This is a genomic window from Erysipelothrix aquatica (assembly GCF_009828775.2).
GTDB classification, from domain to species: Bacteria; Bacillota_I; Bacilli_A; order Erysipelotrichales; family Erysipelotrichaceae; genus Erysipelothrix; species Erysipelothrix aquatica.
On the sequence record NZ_WTSY02000017.1, the window covers coordinates 23595 to 46196 of the forward strand.

15 protein-coding genes and 1 other annotated feature are annotated in these 22602 nt (G+C 39.9%); of the genes, 7 read left to right on the forward strand and 8 right to left on the reverse strand.

Annotated features, from left to right (window positions below):
* The first annotated feature begins 14 nt into the window (after positions 1–14).
* From GVV20_RS06145 to GVV20_RS06160, 4 genes are read left to right on the forward strand one after another with little or no spacing between them, the layout of a single operon-like run.
* Positions 15–1037, forward strand: coding sequence for a sugar kinase (locus tag GVV20_RS06145; protein ID WP_159648985.1), 1023 nt, complete (start codon positions 15–17; stop codon positions 1035–1037).
* A 19-nt stretch (positions 1038–1056) separates the two neighbouring features.
* Positions 1057–1851 (forward strand): gluconate 5-dehydrogenase, encoded by a 795-nt coding sequence (locus tag GVV20_RS06150; RefSeq protein ID WP_159639701.1) that lies wholly within the window; start codon positions 1057–1059, stop codon positions 1849–1851.
* 31 nt (positions 1852–1882) lie between these two features.
* Positions 1883–2521 (forward strand): RpiB/LacA/LacB family sugar-phosphate isomerase, encoded by a 639-nt coding sequence (locus GVV20_RS06155; RefSeq protein ID WP_159740472.1) that lies wholly within the window; start codon positions 1883–1885, stop codon positions 2519–2521.
* Between the two features lie 18 nt (positions 2522–2539).
* Positions 2540–3211: a DUF6198 family protein gene (locus GVV20_RS06160; RefSeq protein WP_159740471.1), complete on the forward strand. Its 672-nt coding sequence runs from the start codon at positions 2540–2542 to the stop codon at positions 3209–3211.
* An 81-nt stretch (positions 3212–3292) separates the two neighbouring features.
* On the opposite strand, the gene GVV20_RS06165 is transcribed toward GVV20_RS06160, so the two are convergent.
* From GVV20_RS06165 to GVV20_RS06200, 8 genes are all read right to left on the reverse strand, one after another.
* On the reverse strand, positions 3293–6361 hold the full coding sequence (locus GVV20_RS06165) for a polysaccharide lyase 8 family protein (RefSeq protein WP_159812748.1): 3069 nt from the start codon (positions 6359–6361) through the stop codon (positions 3293–3295).
* 186 nt (positions 6362–6547) lie between these two features.
* Entirely contained in the window at positions 6548–10324 is a 3777-nt protein-coding gene (rpoC, locus tag GVV20_RS06170; protein ID WP_159648989.1) for a DNA-directed RNA polymerase subunit beta', read from the reverse strand.
* Positions 10325–10338: 14 nt separating this feature from the next.
* Positions 10339–14472 carry a DNA-directed RNA polymerase subunit beta gene (gene rpoB / locus GVV20_RS06175; protein WP_159812746.1) on the reverse strand — a complete coding sequence of 1378 codons (4134 nt, stop codon included), beginning with the start codon at positions 14470–14472 and terminating at the stop codon, positions 10339–10341.
* Positions 14473–14569: 97 nt separating this feature from the next.
* Positions 14570–15151: a class I SAM-dependent methyltransferase gene (locus tag GVV20_RS06180; RefSeq protein ID WP_159812744.1), complete on the reverse strand. Its 582-nt coding sequence runs from the start codon at positions 15149–15151 to the stop codon at positions 14570–14572.
* Positions 15152–15175: 24 nt separating this feature from the next.
* The gene (gene rplL / locus GVV20_RS06185) at positions 15176–15547 is read right to left on the reverse strand and encodes a 50S ribosomal protein L7/L12 (protein WP_159634339.1); all 372 of its coding nucleotides are present in this window, start codon (positions 15545–15547) and stop codon (positions 15176–15178) included.
* A gap of 20 nt (positions 15548–15567) precedes the next feature.
* Positions 15568–16161, reverse strand: a complete 594-nt coding sequence (gene rplJ, locus GVV20_RS06190; RefSeq protein ID WP_159741729.1) for a 50S ribosomal protein L10 — start codon at positions 16159–16161, stop codon at positions 15568–15570.
* A gap of 37 nt (positions 16162–16198) precedes the next feature.
* Positions 16199–16317: a sequence feature (ribosomal protein L10 leader region), on the reverse strand.
* 95 nt (positions 16318–16412) lie between these two features.
* Entirely contained in the window at positions 16413–17267 is an 855-nt protein-coding gene (locus GVV20_RS06195) for a metallophosphoesterase family protein (protein ID WP_159741738.1), read from the reverse strand.
* Positions 17268–17346: 79 nt separating this feature from the next.
* A complete protein-coding gene (locus tag GVV20_RS06200; protein ID WP_159634350.1) occupies positions 17347–17736 on the reverse strand; it encodes a helix-turn-helix domain-containing protein in 390 nt (129 codons plus the stop codon).
* A gap of 141 nt (positions 17737–17877) precedes the next feature.
* On the opposite strand from GVV20_RS06200, the gene GVV20_RS06205 reads away from it, so the two are divergent.
* The 3 genes from GVV20_RS06205 (at position 17878) to GVV20_RS06215 (ending at position 22445) form a co-directional block, all read left to right on the forward strand.
* Complete coding sequence (locus tag GVV20_RS06205; protein WP_159741545.1) at positions 17878–19023, forward strand: TraB/GumN family protein; 1146 nt, start codon at positions 17878–17880, stop codon at positions 19021–19023.
* A 70-nt stretch (positions 19024–19093) separates the two neighbouring features.
* On the forward strand, positions 19094–19933 hold the full coding sequence (locus GVV20_RS06210; protein ID WP_159741544.1) for an aldo/keto reductase: 840 nt from the start codon (positions 19094–19096) through the stop codon (positions 19931–19933).
* Between the two features lie 172 nt (positions 19934–20105).
* Entirely contained in the window at positions 20106–22445 is a 2340-nt protein-coding gene (locus GVV20_RS06215) for a pullulanase (RefSeq protein ID WP_159741543.1), read from the forward strand.
* The last annotated feature ends 157 nt before the right edge of the window (positions 22446–22602 follow it).

The window sequence follows — 22602 nt, forward strand, 5'->3', positions numbered from 1 at the left end:
GCTTAGGAGGATTTATGAAAAAAGTAATTACATTTGGTGAGATTATGCTTCGTTTAGCACCACAAGGCTACTACCGCTTCTCACAAGCGGATGTCTTAGAAGCAACTTATGGCGGTGGTGAAGCAAACGTTGCAGTTTCCCTAGCAAACTTTGGTATGGATGCTTCCTTCGTTACAAAACTTCCAGCGCATGCAATGGGACAAAACGCCGTAAATTCCCTACGCTACTTTGGCGTAGATACATCATCCATCGTTCGCGGTGGTGACCGCATCGGAATCTACTATCTTGAAAAAGGAGCATCACAACGTCCAAGCCAAGTTATCTACGACCGTGCCCATTCCGCAATCGCAGAAGCACAACCCGAAGATTTCAACTGGCCAGAAATTTTAAAAGGACATGATTGGTTTCATTTTACTGGGATTACTCCCGCATTAAACCCTGAAGTTGCAGCAATTACTTTGGAAGCACTTAAAGCGGCAAAAGCTTTAGGCATTACCGTTAGCTGTGACTTAAACTACCGCAAAAAATTATGGACACAACAAGAAGCAAACGACACGATGTCAACGCTTATGGAATATGTTGATGTTTTGATTGCTAACGAAGAAGACGCAGAAAAAGTATTCGGCATCCATGCTGATGCAACGAACGTTGATCAAGGTGAAATTGACCATGAAAACTACATTAGTGTTGCAAAACAACTCACAGAGCGCTTTAACTTCAAGAAGGTAGCAATTACACTTCGTGAATCCATTACAGCAAACGACAACATTTGGTCAACCATGCTTTATGCTGATGGTACTGCATATTTCACACCACGTTATAACATGCATATTGTCGATCGTGTTGGAGGCGGAGACAGCTTCGGTGCTGGTCTCATCTATGCTCTAACACACGATATGAGCAATCAAGATGCAATCAATTTTGCGACAGCAGCAAGCTGCCTCAAACATTCAATTGAAGGCGACTTCAACCGCGTTACCGTTGAAGAAGTCATGACTTTAGTTCAAGGTGACGGATCAGGACGCGTACAACGCTAAAAAGGACAGGACAATTATTATGACAACATTTAAAATGGATAACTTCCGTTTAGACGGAAAAGTAGCACTTGTAACAGGTGCTTCATATGGTATTGGTTTAGCATTAGCTACAGGATTTGCTGAAGCTGGTGCAACAATCGTCTTTAACGACATTAACCAAGACTTAGTAAACAAAGGACTTGCAGAATACGAAGCTATTGGAATCAAAGCACATGGATATGTATGCGACGTTACAAACGAAGAACAAGTTCAAGCAATGATCAAACAAATTGAAGCAGAAGTTGGTTCTGTTGACATTCTTGTAAACAACGCAGGAATCATCAAACGTATTCCTATGGTAGAAATGAGTGTTCAAGACTGGCGTCAAGTTATTGATATCGACTTAACGGGTCCATTTATCATGGCAAAAGCCGTCTTACCAAGCATGATTGAAAAAAACGCTGGTAAAATTATCAACATTTGCTCAATGATGAGTGAATTAGGCCGTGAAACAGTTTCTGCATATGCAGCTGCTAAAGGTGGTCTGAAAATGTTAACACGTAATATTGCTTCCGAATACGGTGAACATAATATCCAATGTAATGGAATTGGCCCTGGTTATATCGAAACACCACAAACTGCACCATTACGCGTTGATGGACATCCATTCAACAGCTTCATTATTTCAAAAACACCAGCAGCACGTTGGGGAACACCTGAAGATTTAATGGGACCTGCAGTATTCTTAGCATCTAATGCTTCAGACTTTGTTAACGGTCATGTATTATACGTTGATGGTGGTATCTTAGCGTATATCGGTAAACAACCCGAATAGTATTCGTCATTAAAATATCTAGGAGGATTCAATGAAAATCGCATTAATTAATGAAAATTCACAAGCATCAAAAAATGAAATTATTTATACTTCTCTCAAACAAGAAGCAGAGAAAAAAGGACATACTGTCGTAAACTATGGTATGTACTCAAACGAACAAGATCACCAACTCACTTATGTACAAAACGGTCTTCTTGCATCAATCCTACTTACTACTAAAGCTGTTGATTTCGTCGTTACAGGATGTGGAACGGGTCAGGGTGCCATGCTTGCAGCCAACTCATTCCCAAACGTCTTATGTGGTCATGTAACATCACCACTTGATGCGTACCTCTTTGGTCAAGTAAACGACGGAAACTGTATTGCAATGCCATTCGCGCAAGGTTTCGGATGGGGTGGCGAAGTAAATCTAAACTACACCTTCGAAAAATTATTCTCAGAGCCTTTTGGAGGTGGATATCCAAAAGACCGTGTTATTCCTGAACAACGCAACAAAAAGATTCTTGATGGCGTTAAGGCTGTGACACACCGTCCTTTAATTACAATTCTTAAAGAAATCGATCAAGACTTCCTTAAATCAGCAATCGACTATCCTGAATTCAAAGAATACTTCTTTGCAGCATCACAAGATCAAGAAATCTCTGATTACCTTAAATCAATTTTAGATTAATGAAAATCGTAAGCGCTCATGTCTAAAAAGAAATTTAGTGGTGAACTCGCACTCTTAATTGCGATTGTTTACAATAGTATTAACTTAAACTTATTAGTACACGGAGGGTTTGGGATTTCCACCCTTTCCTCCGTACCTTATGTCTTATCCGTTGCGTTTCCAATTACATCACTTGGGACTTGGACAATCATAATCCAAAGTCTCACACTGCTTGTGATGATGGTGATTACACGACGCTTTAAGATTGGGTATATTCTCTCCTTCTTTGTTGCAATTCTATTTGGTTATTCTGTTGATCTAACAGCGCCATTAATTGCACTCATCCCTACTTCACTTCCGTTTCGCGTGTTATGCCTGGGAGTGGGGCTTGTGGGAACCGCTATAGGGGCTGCATTCTTCCTACTCTGCAAGCTACCTATCCAACCTTTTGATTTATTTGTACGCGAAGTTGTTGACGCCTCCAAGAAGTCAGTTCACTTCGTTCGTATGCGTTATGATGGTGTATCCTTGACCATTTCCCTAGTGGTCACACTGTTCTTTATCAAACATTTAGATGGAATCGGAATTGGAACCGTCCTTGGGTTCTTATTCACTGGGAAGTTGTCTCAAATCTTTGTAGACTTCCTGACATCACGTTTTGAATTTACGCAATTCACAAAAGTTGGCGCGTTCCTTGAAAAAATATCATAATGAAAAGAGAGCATCGCTCTCTTTTTTTTGTTAACATAAAACCTCCTATCCTTTCAGATAAGAGGTTTCTTTTTCGTTATATTAGTGTTTCATTTGTTTTCTACGATTCAGAATAACTGCTAGTGCTCCTGTTACCACCAGAACCGCACCAATCATTACTAAACCATTATTACCAACTCCAGTTCCAGGAAGGTTTCCTTCTTCCTTAGGACCTGTTTCTGGACCTTCTGGAGTCGTAGGATCGACTGGGTCAACAGGTTCAATCGGATCTATTATCGTTCCCACAAGGAAGTTTCCAAGCTCATTAGCTGTAAATTGAATTGTTTGCTCATTAACTTCAAAGGCAATGATGTCTTTAAAGTCTTGACCACCCAACACTTTTAGCGATTTTGCTTGACCATCAGTAGGCAATACTACAGTGACTGCTTCATTCAATACAACATCAACACCATCACGTCGGAGTGAGATTGCATAGGTTGTGACATCATTGAGCCCTTCATAAGTTCCTGCTTCTTTTGAGACAATGAGCTCTAGCCCTTCTTTAACTTGAGGTGTTGTGAATTTAACACGAACTCCTGTTGCTGCATCTACAATTTCAGTCACTGTTTCCGGAGCGACTTCTACTTCAGTTAAATTGATTGTCTGTGTCACACCATTTTTGTTATGTGTGTTCACTGTGACTGTTGTTGTATCGCCATTAATGACTGCAGTTGCATCACCACTCGCTACATCAAAGTGGCCATTAACTGTAAATGAAACCGCTGCTTGTGCCTGCGTAGGATCTTGAATTCCATATGTAGTACCTTTACGCATCATAATAAGTTTGTTGTTTGCTGTTACATCATTCGATGTTGCAGCTTCAAAGAATACATATCCTTCAACACCTAAACCATCATGTGCTACTGCATGGACGTTATCACTATTTTCAAGAATACGAACCACATCGTTATTTGCACGTGTTTGCATTGCTGCCGCATTAACGTTTGGCAGAATACTATAAGCATATGATGATGTTTCACTACCATCATGGTTATACATTACTGTCGCATACTGCTTTGTAACTTCTTTATCAGCAGTTCCTGTTGTTTTATTACGAACATCAGAGTATTTCCCTGTACGGTTTGTAATATCAAATGATACTGCATTATCATCATAGAATTTATACGTTACATCACGTTTCGAATCATCTGATGCAACACTAATCCATTCAAGTCCTTCGTGAGATCCATTTGATAAGACTCCTTTATTGGAATCAACCTGTAACGTATCACTCACGTCATACATTCTGTTATCGACTGTAGTTTTCATATCACGACCTTCGATATCATGAATGTTTGACCCTAACACAACAATCTCATCATCAAACATAAACCATGATTTGTTTGCTTCTGCATTTTTGTAGGTCACAAAATCTGCCGGTAAGCTATCTCGATCTTTGTAAGATTCCTCATCACCTAACTGCATTCCAGAAACTGCAAGATTATCTAATGTTGCACTTCCTGAAAACTCATTGGTTCCTAGGGGGAAGTAGACATACTTATTCTGTGTTACAGACCCTGATGTAAATTCAGGTTCATGGAGATAGAAATCAGTGCCATAAAGTTCAGGCATTGTTTTACGTTCTGCATTTACAGTTGTGGTTCCTGGAAGTTTATAGTGGTCAACCGTAGCAAAGAAATCAATCCCATAAACATCGGTTTGGTCAACACCGCTTTGATAGAGATAGTATGCTCCATCCCCTTGGAACCATGAACGCAAGTTTTCTCCAGACATGTACTCATATTTGGAGACACGTGTTGAACTACGTGCCAGTGAGAATGCGTAATCATCGCGTAAATGAACAGATTTATCCATCAAGTTAAATGCAAAATGTGAATTTGCATCGATAGGATTCATACCAATAATTGAACCATCTTGCTTAATGTGTTCATAGGCAAAAATGTTACTTACCGATACAAAACTATTTGTATTTACTTTAAACTCAGGAATTGTAATTAAGTATTTAACGTAACTTTGCATCTTAGATTTTGATGCATCATTCATGCCTAATGATAATTGAACAAGCGCCTCAACGACTCCTGCACCATCGGCATAACCCGTACCTGTTCGAGAGACTGCACGCCCCTTAACTATTTCCATCATGTACCCTTCGTACATAACAGGTCCAAAACCACGATAGACCCACTCTTCAACAGTGTTCATCAGTGTATCATCTTGCCATTGTGTATTGTTTAAGACTGTTACCAATTGTGCGATACGACCTAAAAGTACTTTTCCATAGGATCCTGTATATGCAACAGTTGAATGTTGGATAAATGAACCATCTTCATAGAACCCATCTGTAACGCCATGTTGAAGATCATTTGGATCTATAGTATTAAATACAGTCATCATATCTTTAACGGCTTTATCAACACGTTTTACATCACCTGTAATTGCACCTTGGATAATACGGTTAAATGTAATGTCCGTAAGGTTCGCACCGGTATGTTGACGTGCATCAAGATTTACATCTCCAATGAGTGGTGAACCTAATTGTTCATCTCCACGGATATATGCATCCATCATGGTAATTGAATCGGTAATAAATTCAGGTTCAATTTCATCACGAAGAATGAAAAGAATTTTGGTTAAGTTCATCGGTACGCCGATTTCCCAGCTATACCAGTTTCCATAATATCCACTGTCCGTATCTTTTAGATACTTGTCATGAATCCATGACATCGTATCAACTAATTCAGCGTAGACTTCTGGATTTTTATACAATGTATTTCCTTCAGCTTCTGTACCATAAGCTAAAGCAACTGCATACAAGTTTTTATAGGTTGTTTCTAAGTTTGCTGATAACTTCGCAACGACGTGCTCCGTCCCACCAGTGTTGTCTAATTCGACTCCTGGATAAACAGCATTTTGTGATTTATCAAAAGACGGACGGTTAGCTGTCCCTTTTTTGATTATGTCATTAATTTTATTTTTACTCATTGGATCATTATTGATCGTTGCATTTCCTAAGAGATAGATTTCAAAGTTCTCTACGATCTGATCTAAATCGCCAGTAGATTGTTCCTGTGCTTTCACAGGAATCGGTTGTAGTATGGTGACACCTAAAAGAATTGCGATAAACATCGCCATTAATTTTTTGATTTTCATATTTTACCTGTAACCCTTCCTTAGCGTCCACTAAACCGGTTTACTCATACATTATATGATAACGCTTTCACTTTTGCAAGGCTCCAATCGCAATTTTCATATAACTTATCGCAAGAAAGCATAATTTCCGGCTTATTTATTCGAATACGTAAAAAAGACAACCGAAGTTGTCTTTTTTGTACTCTGTTAACGAATAAATTCGCTCATCATTGAATCTTCTTCTTGGACTGCATTTCTTTCTTCACGTTCTTCTTTCAAGCGTGCTGCCAATTCCTTGACGCGCTCTGTAGATTCACGGTAGAGAACTGAACCAGTACCAGCCGGAATTTTCTTACCGATGATAACATTCTCTTTAAGACCCATAAGTGGATCAATTTTTGATTTAATTGCTGCATCTGTAAGAACTTTTGTAGTTTCTTGGAATGAAGCAGCTGATAAGAAGCTTTCTGTTTCAACAGAGGCTTTTGAAATACCGAGAAGGACAGCACGGTAACGGGCTGGGTTTTTACCTTCCATGAGGATTTCTGTATTGATATCTTGCATACGTTCAACGTGCATTTGTACACCAGGAGAGATTCCTGTGTCTTGTCCGTCGATAACGATGATTTTACGCATCATTTGGTTAATCATAACCTCGATATGTTTATCTGAGATTTCAATACCACCACTTTGGTAAACTTTCTTAACTTCTTTAAGGATGTATTGTTGAACTGCAAGACGTCCAGCATATTCCATAAGTTTCTTAGGATCTACAGATCCTTCTGTCAATTTATCTCCAGCTTCAACTTCAGAACCGACTTTCAACCATGAACGAGCAGGTTGGTGTGGCAATGTTAAGTGTTCTACTGTGCGAGTTTCATTGGTTACAGTAATGACATAACCCAAGCCATCTTCGGCTGGATGAATATCTGTAATGTTTCCATGAATTTCTGAGATAACTGCAGGTAACTTCGGTGAACGTGCTTCGAACAATTCTTCAACACGAGGAAGACCTTGAGTGATATCTTCTCCACCTGCAACGGCAACCCCACCAGTATGGAAGGTACGCATTGTAAGTTGAGTTCCTGGTTCCCCAATTGATTGCGCCGCAACGATACCAATTGCTTCTCCAACTTCAACATCTTCACCTGTAGCCATATTACGTCCATAACATTTAACACATGATCCATGTTTTGATTCACATGTAAATACTGAACGAATACGTACTTGCTTAACGCCTGCGTTAACAATGCGTTTTGCAGTTAATTCATCTACAAATTCGTCTTCTTCAATGATTACTTCACGTGTCATTGGATCAACGATTGTTTCTTTAATGTAACGTCCGACAAGACGGTCGTGTAATGACTCAACAACTGAGTTTGATTTACGATCAACAATTTCTTGAACGACATATCCGTTATCTGTGTAGCAATCTTCCTCAACGATTGTAACATCTTGAGCAACATCGACAAGACGACGTGTAAGGTATCCTGACTCAGCAGTTTTAAGCGCTGTATCGGTTAGTCCTTTACGCACACCGTGGGTTGAAACGAAGAATTCACTCACGTTCAATCCTTCACGGAATGATGAATAGATTGGAACCTCAATAATTGATGGTTGGTATCCAGCTTTTGATTTCGATTGAGTTGGTTTACCCATCAGACCACGCATACCAGCAAGCTGCGTAAAGTTAGAAACGTTACCACGAGCTCCTGATGTCGCCATCATGTTGATAGGGTTTTGACGCGGTAAGTTTTCCATTAACTCGGCACCAACACGGTTTTTGATTCCGTCCCACAATGACATGAGTTTTCCTTCCCATTCTTGGGCAGTCAAACGTCCACGTTTGTAGAGAACCATGAGGCGTGCAGCTTTTTCTTTACCTTCTTCAACGTATTTCGCTTTATTCGGCGCAACGTTGATATCGCTAAGTGAAACTGTAATACCGGCAATCGTTGAATATTTGAATCCGAGGTCTTTGATGTTATCTAGGATTTCAGATGTTTTGGTTAATGAGTAACGATCAAAGATTTCTTTGATGATTTTCTCTAAGTCTTTTTTCTTAAAGTCGTTATTTAAAGGCATTGCTGCGATGACTTCACGAACATCTTGACCTGGCTGCACAAAGAATTTATCGGGTGTAGCTTTGAAGTTATCTGCTGTAACTTCATTGAGGTATGGGAAGTCACTTGGGAACATTTCATTAAAGATTAATTTTCCAAGTGTTGTCACTAAGTACAAGTCGTTTTGTTTCGCACTGAATGTCTTCTTCGATAACGATGAGGCACGCACACTAATACGTGTATGGAAGTGAATTACTTCGTTTTCATACGCGAGGTGTGCTTCTGAAGTGTTACGGAATGATTTCCCTTGGTTATCTCCGAAACGACGCCATTTAGCAGCTTCTGTTAAGTCACCACGTGCTTCAAATTTGTCTGCCTTTTCATAGAATTCTTCTGGAGATTGTTCCATGTTGAGGTAGAAGTTTCCAAGAACCATATCTTGTGATGGTGTAACAATAGGTTTACCATCTTTTGGTCCAAGGATATTACGTGATCCAAGCATGAGCAATTCTGCCTCAGCTTGTGCCATTTCTGACAATGGAACGTGAACCGCCATTTGGTCACCATCAAAGTCCGCGTTGAACGCAGGCGTTACAAGAGGGTGAAGACGAATTGCACGACCTTCGATCATTTTTGGCTTAAAGGCTTGAATACCAAGACGGTGAAGTGTAGGGGCACGGTTCAAGAGAACTGGGTGATGTTGAATAACCTCTTCAACAATATCCCAAACACGAGGGTCTTGACGTTCGATGAGTTTTTCAGCTGCTTTCGCGTTGTTGCTGATTCCACGAACTTTCATTTCATTGACGACAAATGGTTTAAAGAGTGTAATTGCCATCTCTTTAGGAATACCACATTCGTACATTTTTAAGTCTGGCCCAACAGCGATAACTGAACGACCCGAGAAGTCAACACGTTTTCCGAGCAAGTTAGCACGGAAACGTCCTTGTTTCCCTTTTAGACTGTGTGATAGTGATTTTAATGCACGTCCACCAGCACCTGTAACAGGTTTTGAACGACGTCCGTTATCAATAAGCGCATCCACAGCTTCTTGAAGCATACGTTTTTCGTTTTGAACGATAACTTGTGGTGTTCCCATTTCTAAGAGACGTTTTAGACGGTTGTTACGTGTAATTACACGACGGTAAAGGTCGTTCGCATCAGATGCTGCAAAACGGCCACCATCAAGTTGTAACATTGGTCGTAAATCTGGTGGAATGACTGGAAGCTCAGTGAGTACCATCCATTCAGGTTGGTTGTTTGAGTTTACAAAAGCTTCAACAGTTTCAAGACGACGAATTAAACGTTTACGTTTATCGCCTTTAGCGGATTCAAGTTGCGCAAGAACATCATTACGTTCTGCTTCTAAATCCATTTCTTCAAGTAATGTTTTTACCGCTTCAGCTCCTGCTTGTGCGACAAAACCATTGTGTCCAAATTCATTGACATAATCGCGGTATTCGCGGTCATCAATAATTTGTTTGTATTGAAGTGTTGAATTCTTTGGATCTGTAACAACCCATTTTACAAAGTAAACAACTTCTTCCAATACTTTTGGTGTGATGTTTAATAATAAACTCATACGTGAAGGAATTCCACGTAGGTACCAAATGTGAGCAACTGGAGCTGCTAAAGTAATATGACCCATACGTTCACGACGTACAGCTGATTTTGTTACTTCAACACCACAGCGATCACAAATTACACCGCGGTAACGTACTTTTTTATATTTTCCACAGTAGCATTCCCAGTCCTTTGTAGGACCGAAAATGCGCTCGCAGAATAAACCGTCACGCTCTGGTTTTTGTGAACGGTAGTTAATTGTTTCAGGTTTCTTAACTTCACCATGTGACCATTCAAGGATGCGTTCTGGTGAAGCCAAGGCCAATTGGATTGAGGCAAACTCTTTATTACTACTCATCAACATCAGCCTCCTTAAGCTTCTATGCTAAAGTTTTCATCTTCAGCATTTGTTTCGTATTCTGAAATTTCATCTGCTGTATCTGCTACAGGTTCTTCTTCAGGTGCAGTTCCGTATTGTGGAGCAATTTTTCCATCTTCAATACGTTCTTCACTTTCAATGATTTCTTCTTGGTTTTCATCTAAGAATTTAACATCAAGCGCCAATGCTTGGAGCTCATGTTTAAGCACTCGGAATGATTCTGGCATTCCTGGTTCAGGAATATCTTCACCATTTTGGATTGCGGCATAGGTCTTCGTACGTCCATTGACGTCATCAGACTTGATTGTAAGGATTTCTTGAAGTGTGTTTGCAGCACCATAAGCATAAAGTGCCCAAACTTCCATTTCTCCAAATCTTTGTCCACCATTTTGTGCCTTACCACCAAGTGGTTGTTGTGTAACAAGTGAGTACGGACCAGTTGCACGTGCATGTAATTTGTCATCGATCATGTGTGATAGTTTCAACATGTACATAACACCGACTGAAATACGTTCATCGTAACGTTCACCAGAACGTCCATCATAAAGTACCATCTTACCGTCAGGTGCGACATTTCCTTCTTCCATGATGCGGAAGAGCTCATCTGTTTCGATACCATCGAAGACACTTGTCGCAAATTTAACGCCTAAGTTCTTCGCTGCAATACCTAAGTGTAACTCAAGAATTTGACCAATATTCATACGGCTCGGAACCCCTAATGGGTTAAGCATGATGTCAACTGGTGTTCCATCTTCCATGAATGGCATATCTTCTTCAGGTAAGATACGGGAGATAACCCCTTTATTACCGTGACGACCCGCCATTTTATCTCCTTCAGAGATTTTACGTTTTTGTACAATATATACTTTAACAGCTTCACTCACTCCAGGTGGCAAGTCATGGCCATCTTCACGACGGAAGATACGAATGTCTTGAACAATTCCTGATCCACCATGTGGAACTTTAAGTGAGTTATCACGAACTTCTCGTGATTTCTCTCCAAAGATAGCAAGTAAGAGTTTTTCTTCTGGTGAAATTTCGCTTTGGCCTTTTGGTGTTACCTTACCGACCAAAATATCGCCTTCTTTTACTTCAGCACCAATCATGACGATTCCACGTGCATCAAGGTGACGACTTGCTACTTCACTAACGTTTGGTATATCGCGTGTAATTTCTTCAGGTCCGAGTTTTGTTTCACGGACTTCAATTGTATATTCTTCAATGTGGATTGATGTATAAACATCTTCTTTAACAAGGCGCTCACTCATGATGATCGCATCCTCGTAGTTATATCCATTCCATGTCATGAAGGCAACAGTAACGTTTTGTCCTAATGCCAACTCTCCATTTTGCATTGAAGGTCCATCCGCAAGAATATCTCCTGCAAATACTTTTTCACCAATCTTAACGAGTGGTTTTTGATTAATTGCAGTTCCTTGGTTTGAACGACGGAATTTTTGCATTGTATATGTGCGAGGTTTTCCTTCAACACTATTCACAATGACTTTATTTGCGTCAACATATGAAACCATACCATCTGTCTTACAGATGACAGCAGATCCAGAGTCTTTCGCAATACGGTGTTCAATACCTGTTCCAACATAAGGTGAATTCGGAATTAAGAGTGGCACCGCTTGACGTTGCATGTTGGCACCCATGAGCGCACGAGACGCATCATCATTTTCAAGGAATGGAATCGCTGCAGTCGCAACAGAAACAATTTGTTTTGGTGAGACGTCAACCAATTCAACAGTCTCACGACGTGCAAGAATGTTTTCTCCTTGGTAACGAACAACAACTTCATCATTTACAAGTTTGCCGTCAACAATTTCGTTCGCTTGCGCAATAACATATTCGAATTCATCATCAGCTGATAAGTAAACAACATCTTCAGATACATCACCATTTTCCGAAACGATTCGGTATGGTGTTTGGATGAATCCATAACGGTCAAGACGACCATATGATGTTAAGTTAGAAATCAAACCAATGTTTGGTCCTTCAGGTGTTTCAATTGGACAGATACGGCCGTAGTGTGATGTATGAACGTCACGAACTTCGAATCCGGCACGATCACGCGTAAGACCACCCGGTCCTAACGCTGAAATACGACGTTTGTTTGTAAGTTCCGCTAATGGGTTTAATTGATCCATAAATTGTGACAATTGGGATGAAGAGAAGAACTCTTTAACCATTGCTGTTAATGGACGAACGTTTGTAAGTGTTTTAGGTGTTAAGTTCGCAGAATCTGAAGAGATTGACATACGCTCTTTAACGACACGTTCCATACGGCTTAACCCGATGCGGAATTGATTTTGGATTAATTCTCCAACGGTACGAATACGACGGTTTCCCAATTGGTCAATGTCATCTTCGTTTCCTAAACCATCTAAGAAGTTTAAGAAGTATGAGAATGTTGAATAGACGTCAGAAGCCACGATTGTTGTTTTATCTAACAATGGATCCATTCCGACAATTTTAACTTGGTCTTGAAGGTCTTCTGATGTCGAAACGTACATTTCTTGCATTGCTGCACCCACTAACCAAAGTGTTAATGGTCCATCACTTAATGATTCAGTAACCAATTTTTCATTTGTTTTATTTAAACGTGGGTGGTTAACATTTGGCACAAATAAATCAACAACAGGTGTTCCTTTTGCTGACATCAATGTCTCTCCAGTTGCCGTTTGTAGACGACCAAATGTAAAGAGACGTTGTCCGTAGTTTAACACTGACCATACGTTATCAGCTGTTACTTGAACAGGTTTTGCTGCAATTCCTGTATAGATTGTGATTTCAAATCCTTTGAGAGTTGCAATATCTTGCTCTGTTAAAACTGTTCCACGATCAAACTCAAAATTTTCTTCGTAGATATCTTTTGCAAGGATACGTCCTACTAAGTTAATGTCTTCAGTAACTTCAAATGTATCTACACCTGGAGCTGAGAAGATATTACGAAGTGGGAACACGTTCATGTATCCACCTTGGCGTAATACATCACGAACTTTATTGACATCATCACGGTGTGTGATGTGTGTTCCTTTTGCAAAAATCACATTTCCCTGAAGATCTACTAAATCTTCTGTTAGATATGTGTCTTTAATACGGTTAAAGATTTCAAGTTTTTTATGAAGTTTGAAACGTCCCGCTTTGTTAAGGTCATAACGACGTGGATCTAAAAACTTCGCGTTCATCAAGTTAATCGCACCATCCGTTGTAGGAATCTCATCTGCACGTTGGTTTTCGTACATTGATCGTAATGAATCCTCGAATGTTACGGTTTTGTCTAATGCTAATGTATTTACAAGTTCAGGATAGTTTCCGAAGTATGCAGTATAAAGTAGTGCATACAATGTCAAGAACTCACGACGTTCACTATCTAACTCTTCCCACTCATCATGAACTGGTAAGTCCAATGTTCGTAAGAATGTCTTGAATGATGAAACATCAAAAGTATCTTCACCTTCTTGTAAGTCTAAACTTAGACCAAATGCTTTGAATAGAATTGTAGAAACGATTGTACGTTTACGGTCAACTTTCATGTTTAAAACACGTCCGTTAGCAGCCTTACGATCGTCACTCATAAATTCTAACCATGTACCACGGCTTGGGATAAGTTCTGACATGAATGTCTCACGGCCAGTCTTATCATCTGTTTCGGACTTAAAGTATGCCCCTGGTGAACGAACAATTTGTGATACGATTACACGTTCTGCACCATTAATGATAAATGTTCCGTTATCTGTCATTAAAGGAAGATCGCCTAAAAAGACTTCTTCTTCTTTTTCGATAACTTCACCTGTTTGTTTGTTAATTATTTCAAGACGCATGACAGCACGTAAAGGCGCGGCATAGTTTGCCTCGCGTGATCGACTCTCTTCTACATCATATTTCGGTTCTCCGAATGAGTAACCAACAAATTTCAGTTTTACATTTTCGTTATAACTTTGAATAGGATAGATTTCATTGAAAACCTCATCGAGACCTTCATTTTTAAACCATTCATACGCTTCCGTTTGAATTTCTACTAAATTTGGCAATTCCAAAGTTCCACTAACTTGTGAGTAGTCACGACGTGTCGCTTTGTTACCAAATTTCTTTACACTATATACTTGGTTTTTTCCCATTTATGCCATCCTTTCCTGTACTTTTACAACAACCAAAAAAACGCGCATAAATCCACTATTATGCAATTTTATATGTTATCACTTCGTGATCCATAAGTCAATCTTTTTTGGCTTGATAGACATAAAAACCTTTGTCTTTTTTTAGTAGTTCGCAATTACCAAATAATTCGACACATTTTGCCTGCGCACTTTTAGCACCATGAGATTTTCTCATAACAAATATGAATGACCCACCGCGAGTAAGTGATTCGTACGCCGAATCGAATAATTCGTATAATTTTTCTTTTCCAACACGAATTGGGGGATTACTTATGACTGCATCAAACGTTCCCGTCAACCCATCTTGAACGATATTTTTTCCTTTTACATCATGCCGTTTGAAATTTAAGTTTGCGAGTTCAACTGCACGTGGGTTAACATCAACCCCTGTGATATTGATATCAAAGTATGATGACAAGATAACGCCAATCACACCAATGCCACTTCCTAAATCCGCAACATTTCCCGTTAATTCTTGATTTGTCACAACTTTCAAAAGGACTTCGGTCCCTCGATCTAGACCATTTTTAGAAAACACACCATCATCTGAATGAACGACATATTCAATGTCTAAAAACCGGAAAGGAACTTCTTTCCGGTTTTGCTTTAGATCTGAATTGTCTGTAAAGTAATGACTCACAGATTATCTTCAATCAGTTTTGAATTATTTAACTTCAACAACTGCGCCAGCTTCCATGAGCTTAGCTTTAAGCTCTTCAGCTTCTGCAGGTTTGATGTTTTCTTTGATTGCTGCTGGTGCGCTGTCAACTAATGCTTTAGCTTCCATCATACCAAGACCTGTGATTTCACGAAGTGCTTTGATGACTCCAACTTTTGAACCGCTGATTTCTTTGATGTAAACTGAAACTTCGCTTGGTCCTTCTGCTTCTTCTTCAGCACCTGCTGCTGCAACTGCTACTGGAGCTGCTGCGCTAACTCCGAACTCTTCTTCGATTGCTTTTACTAATTCGTTTAATTCAAGAATTGTCATTTCCTTTAGGGAAGCGATTAATTCTTCTGATGTTAATTTAGCCATTGTAAATTTTCTCCTTCTAATTAAGCTTCAGTTGTTTCTTCAACAACTGCTTCTGCTGCTACTTCTTCTGTAGCTTCTTCAGCTACTGCTTCAGCAGCTGTTTCTTCAACAACAACTCCTTCAGCTTCTGCACGTTGTTCTGCCACTTGTGACACAGCATATGCAAAGCTTCGGATTGGTGATTGGAACATACCAAGTAACATTGAAATCATGCCATCGTGGTTTGGTAATGCTGAAAGTTCTTTAATTTCTTCAGCGTTAACGATGTTTCCGTCAACTACACCAGCCTTGAGGACTAATTTTTTGTTTTTCTTAGCAAATTGTGCAAGTACACGGCTAGGTGCCACTGCATCAGTACCAAACGCTACAGCGTTAGGTCCTACTAATTCATCTTTTAAGCCTTCAAATTCTGTACCTTCAACTGCTCGTTGGAATAATTTGTTCTTGTAAACTTTGAACTCAATTCCTTCTTCACGAAGTTGGCGACGTAGTGTTGTAATTTGTACAACGTCTAATCCGTGATACTCAACAATAATTGATGATGCTGAATTTTTAACCTTATCTTGAATCTCTGCAACAACTGCTTTCTTATTTTCTAAGACTTCGTTACGCAAATGATTCACCTCCATTCGATCTCGCGGAAATCAAATTATAACCAAATAAATAAACCCACATCAAAGACGTAGGTTTAAAAGTTTTTTATACTTTTACCTCGGCAACATGATTAAGCGCTAGGCCGTTGCTGTCTTTGGCATATTTTGATAACACTAGTATTTTACCAACATTTGAGCGAATGTCAATCTTATCGCGACATTTTTTCCATTTATTTCTAGAAAGTATTACATATTTGTTGATGTGCTGTTTTTTAGAGACTATTATCAGGCATTTTAGGGATACATCGGTGTTTCGACTTATTATGGCGTGTATTATAGAGTGCAAACGTGAGCTGCCATTGATCGCTCAGACTTAGATGATTGTATGTTGTTGCGATTTCATCGAAGCATCGCCAAAACTTTGGACCGAAATCCTCACTCGTTATTATATTTCGGAGGATGAGAGATGCCCATAGCGGATTATCGCGATAGTATTCAGACTGTTTATAGTCTTCCACAACCGTCGATAAATGATGATATGTTTGTTTATTGTAAGTTGCTATCGAAAGTTCTGGGTAAACGGTCACAATTTTGTATTGGTACCCATCTTGTGTAATCGGAATCCCCACAGACCCAGGATTGATAAAGTATTTATTGCCATAGTAATAATTTTGAGCATCATGGGAGTGACCAAATAGACAAATATCAAAGTCATAAACCCTTATGAGATTATCAAACGCCTTTTCAATTGACGGATAGTGTTCAAAGCCATCGCCATGGACTACAAGAACGCGATAGTTACCCAATTTTACTTCTTCAACTTTAGGCAATGCTTTTATGTATTTACGATTTGCTTGGGTTAAATTCGCATACGTCCATGCGATTGGTTCCAGATTAATCGGAACATGATTGAAGTCAAACGTTTCAAAGATGCGCTCTCGATTCCCAGAAATTTGGATTCCTCCATATTTCATTACCAAATCAAGTACTTCGTTATCTTGATAGCCATCTGTAATATAATCGCCGAGAAAAATAATCTGATCAACATTTCGGCTTTGAGCATCACTTATCGCCCACTTTAATCCGTTCAAATTCGAATGAATATCACTAATTACCGCAACTTTCATAGATATTGCCTCGTTTCTGTTGTCTCGATTTTAACACAAACAAAGGAGCTTTCGCTCCTTCCATCAAACACTTATGTTGTTATTCTGCTGTGTTTCTTGCGATTACCGAACTATTGACGAGACAATCGAACAATTCATCGACAAGTAAAAGCTTGTCAGCTTCATCCAGGCTATATAAATCAACACCTAGTTCTTCGTGTGAACTCACGTTGTTAACAACGTGGAATAAATTTCTCTTAATACTCACTGCACAATGCTTTTGATCGATTGCGTCGGGTACCTCTCGAACCAGGGTATCAATCGTTACTTTCAATTCATTTGAAAGACGAATGAGGTTCCTCATATCAGGATTCGAGTTCCCACTTTCCCATTTCGCAACAGCTTGTTGCGAATAGTTTATACGTGAAGCTAATTTATTCTGTGTTAGACGGAGTTCTTTTCTAATTTTTCTTAAATTAAAATGTAACATCTTTCCATCACCGCGTTTCATTATACATGATTTTACGCATTTTAATATGCTTTTTCACAAGTTTATTCATACTTTTCGCAATTTATTTAAAAATTCCAATTTTAGAGTATTTTTTGGTATCATATGGCTAGAGGTAATTGCATGAAAACGATAAATTTTGAAAATAAAGTGATCCATTTTGTTTCTACTGCCCACGTATCAAAAGAATCCGTTGAAGAAGTTAAAATGGTGATTGAAACAACGCAACCCGATGCCGTCTGTATTGAGCTCGATGCGCAACGTGCACATAGTCTACAGCATCGTGATGAACAAAAAGACATCGATATCAAACAAGTCATTAAAAATAAGAAAGTCGGATCGTTTGTAACCAACTTGATTCTATCATCCTATCAGAAGCGCATGGCTGATGACCTTGACACACAAGTTGGTCAAGAAATGCTTCAGGCAATCGAAAGTGCCCAAGTGGTTGGTGCACGAACACATATGATTGACCGTGATGTTCAAGTGACATTTCAGCGCATATGGCGTAATCTGACATTCTGGAAGAAACTTAACTTAATTGCAACGTTAATCACAAGTTTCTTTACAGATGACACTGTTGATGGCGCCGATATTGAAGCCCTAAAACAAAGTGACTTACTTTTTGAAGCTGTACGGGAAATGGATGAGCACCTGCCGGATGTTTCGTTGCGCCTTTTGCACGAACGCAACTACTACATGGCCGAGAAGATTAAAGCCGTTTATGGCGATACATTAGTTGTTGTGATTGGTGCCGCTCATACCGAGGGGATTATTGAAGCTTTGTATGAAACGCATTCGCTAAGCGAGCTCAATGTTGTGCCGCCTAAGAAAAAGAATTCTTGGGTTCAATGGCTTGTTCCTGGAATCTTGATTCTACTTGTGACACTGCTTACTTTTAGAAACCCACAAGTAGGACTACAGCAATTTCTTGTGTGGATGGGTCTAAGTGCCGGACTAGCAACACTGGGGGCGATCATTGCCGGAGCACACCCACTCACTATCCTCACCACGTTGGTCACTGCGCCAATCGGAACGTTAAGCCCCTTTCTTGCAGTTGGAATTTTCGCAGGTCTCATGGAAGCCTATCAACGCCCACCGACCACGAAGGATTTTAACGCTTTGGCAGACGACATCTCAAAGCCGAAACGCTGGTTTCAAAATAAGGTCTTACGTATTTTACTCGTATTGTTACTCACCAACTTGCTCAGTTCAATTGGAACATTTATTGCGGGTGGAAATATCATTAAAACCCTCTTCAACTTTTAGCCTCTTCCAAGAGGCTTTTAATTTATCTCTGTTTAAATATAACGTATAATTACATGTAGGAGGATCACACATGAAAAACTATACATTAACGAATGGCGTTGAAGTACCTGCAATCGGTTTTGGAACCTGGCAAACCCCGGATGGCGACGTTGCTAAAGCATCTGTGCTTAAAGCTCTGGATGTCGGTTACCGTCACATCGATACTGCAACCATTTATGGTAACGAGCAAAGTGTTGGGGATGCAATTGTAGAAAGTGGCATTGATCGCAACGACCTTTTTATCACTACAAAGTTATGGAATGATATGCGTCATTATGACGAGGTTATGACTGCGATTGACGCCTCTTTAGAAAAATTACAGATTGATGTCATTGATTTGTATTTAGTCCATTGGCCCAACCCTGTCGCATATCGTGATGACTGGAAAGGCATTAACAGTGAAACATGGCGTGCTATTGAGGATGCATACGATCAAGGCAAACTTCGTGCGATTGGTGTTTCTAATTTCCACCAACATCATCTTGAAGCATTGTACGAAACAGCTCGGATCAAGCCTATGGTTAATCAAATTTACTTAAACCCTAGTGATATGCAGGCCGAGCTTGTAGCGTATAATACTGACCACGGCATGCTTACAGAAGCATACAGTCCATTGGGAACTGGGAATCTTTTCGAAGTTCCGGAACTCATTGCGATAGCGAAACAGTATAACCGCACCGTTGCACAGGTAACACTCCGTTGGTCCTTACAGCACGGATTCTTGCCGTTGCCCAAATCGGTAACACCTTCACGCATCGAAGAAAACTTCCAAATCCATGATTTTGAACTTTCTAACGAGGATATGGCACGCATTGATGCTTTACATGGCGTTGCGGGAACAGCACCAGACCCCGATACCAAGAATTATTAATCTCACCACGAATCCAAAGTCAACATTAGTCGTTTAGGCTTTATTGATGACTTTGGATTCTCTTTTTATGGCATAACTTGCATGAATTGCAATTCTTGCCGTATACTTTAAAGGCTTAATTTTGTTCAACCGTAACATGTTTCATGTTGAATAATTTAGAAAGGGTGATTTTATGATGTATCCCGAACCCGATCACAACTCTGAATCAATAATAAAAAGTGCACTACTGGTTAATGACAGTGTTGTTATTCTCCAGTTCACAACGACCGCAGGTTTTACCACTGACAATATTTTAGAGAAGCTTATGCTTACAAACAAATCTATGCAATTCAAACCTGTCGATGTTCAAATCGAATATGATCAACATACTGTGTATTTGATCGGCGATTATGATATTAACTATCCAACACATATTTCCCTTGGTGGCGCGACATATCCCGTTATCATGGCTTGGCAGCTCAAAGACGAACTTTATCAATATGATGGACCTTTGGGGGCTTTCTTGTACCCTGACGGAACCGCAGATTTTTACTTATGGGCACCAAGTGCAGAAACGGTTACGCTTGTTCTTTACGATAAAGATAACCCAGAGATTGTCATTGGACGTTTTGAAATGGCTAGAAGAACGCATGGGGTATGGCATAGTCTTCTGAATAGCGAAAATACATCACTCCCCTCAGTTCGTGGGTTCTTTTATCAGTTTGAAATCCTTCGTGATGGACAAACCTATCTCACTTTAGATCCTTATGCTCAATCCATGGCAGCATGGGCGAGCGATACCGATTCTACTATTGGTAAAGGCGCCATTGTAAATGCCAAGCAGTTAGGTCCAAAACTTGATTTTGCGTCCATTCAAGGATATGAAACACGTGAGGATGCCATCATTTATGAGATCCATGTTCGCGACTTTACTTCAGACCCTGATATTTCGGAAACACTTCAAGCCGAGTTCGGAACATTCGCAGCCTTCATTGAGAAGCTTGATTATATTAAAAATCTAGGTGTAACTCACATTCAACTCTTACCTGTTATGAGTTACTACTTCATTGACGAACTTAACCGCGATCGAATTTTAAACTACACATCTGCCAACAACAATTATAATTGGGGTTATGATCCACATAGTTATTTCTCACTAAGCGGAATGTACTCGCAAGACCCTCGCAACCCCGAGCTACGCATCATCGAATTCAAGAATCTTATTCAAGAGATCCACAATCGTGGCATGGGCGTTACCATGGATGTTGTCTACAACCATACAGCCCAAATGCACATCCTCGAGGACATTGAACCCAATTACTATCATTTTATGAATCTGGATGCATCACCTCGAGAGAGTTTCGGTGGTGGTCGTCTTGGAACGACTCACGCAATGAGCCGACGCCTCTTAATCGATTCAATTTGTTATTTTACAGAAGTTTTTAAAATTGATGGATTCCGATTCGATATGATGGGTGACCATGATGCCACCACCATCCAAAATGCCTTTGACGCAGCAAAAGTCATCAACCCGAATGTTTTAATGATTGGTGAAGGTTGGCTTTCCTATGCAGGTGATGAGGGCATCCGTATTGACCATGCCGCGGATCAGCAATGGATGCAATACACCCAAGCAGTTGGATCTTTCTCCGATGAAATGCGAAATGAATTAAAGTCAGGATATGGGAGTGAAGGGCAACCACGTTTCCTCACAGGTGGCGCTCGTAATATTCACACTATTTATGACAATCTTATTGCGAATCCTAGTAATTTTTATGCCGATGATCCAGGGGATGTTGTTAACTACATCGCAGCCCATGATAACCTCACGTTGCACGATGTCCTCGCCCAATCAATACGGAAAGATCCAAAATTCTACGAGAACGAAATCTTGCAACGACAACGACTTGGCAATCTTATGATTCTTACCGCTCAAGGAACCGCATTTCTACATGCTGGTCAAGAGTACGGACGTACGAAACAAATTCTTGATACCGTTTCAGAAATTCCCTATAAATCTACCATGATGCATAACGAAGATGGTACTCCCTTCGAGAATCCTTATTTTGTACATGATTCTTATCAAGCCAGTGACCTCATTAATCGTTTTGAGTGGCGTAAGGTGACAGACTTCGTCAATTACCCTGAGCACGTCAAAACCATGAATTATACAGCTGGACTGGTTGCACTTCGAAAGAGCACACATGCATTTACACACGCGACCAAAGAAGCCATTCATGAAAACGTGCGGCTCATCAGTTCGAACTGCATTGGTCTAAATGACCTCGTTATTGCCTACTCAGCATATGATCCTAAATGTCTTTGTGAGTATCTTGTTGTTGTAAATGCAGACAGTATTGAACGTTATATTGATTTGTCAGGGTATGCTCGAAATCTTTCGAATGGAACCATAATTGCAGACCGTACAAACGTTAACCTCAACGGTTTGGATTTTATTGATGGCGTTTTACTTAAGGGTCAAACCTTGATTCTTGATCCACTCACAGCAACAATTGTTCGTTTTCACGACTAAAAAAAGTAAGTGCCTTTTGGACACTTACTTTTTCCTAAATTCAAATCTCAACCGCACCACCAAGGTGCGGTTGTTTTTGTATAATAAAAGGAGCCCACCCGACTAAAAGGAGCTCCCATATGAAGTATAAGCAATTAAATAAAAAAATAAAAGACCA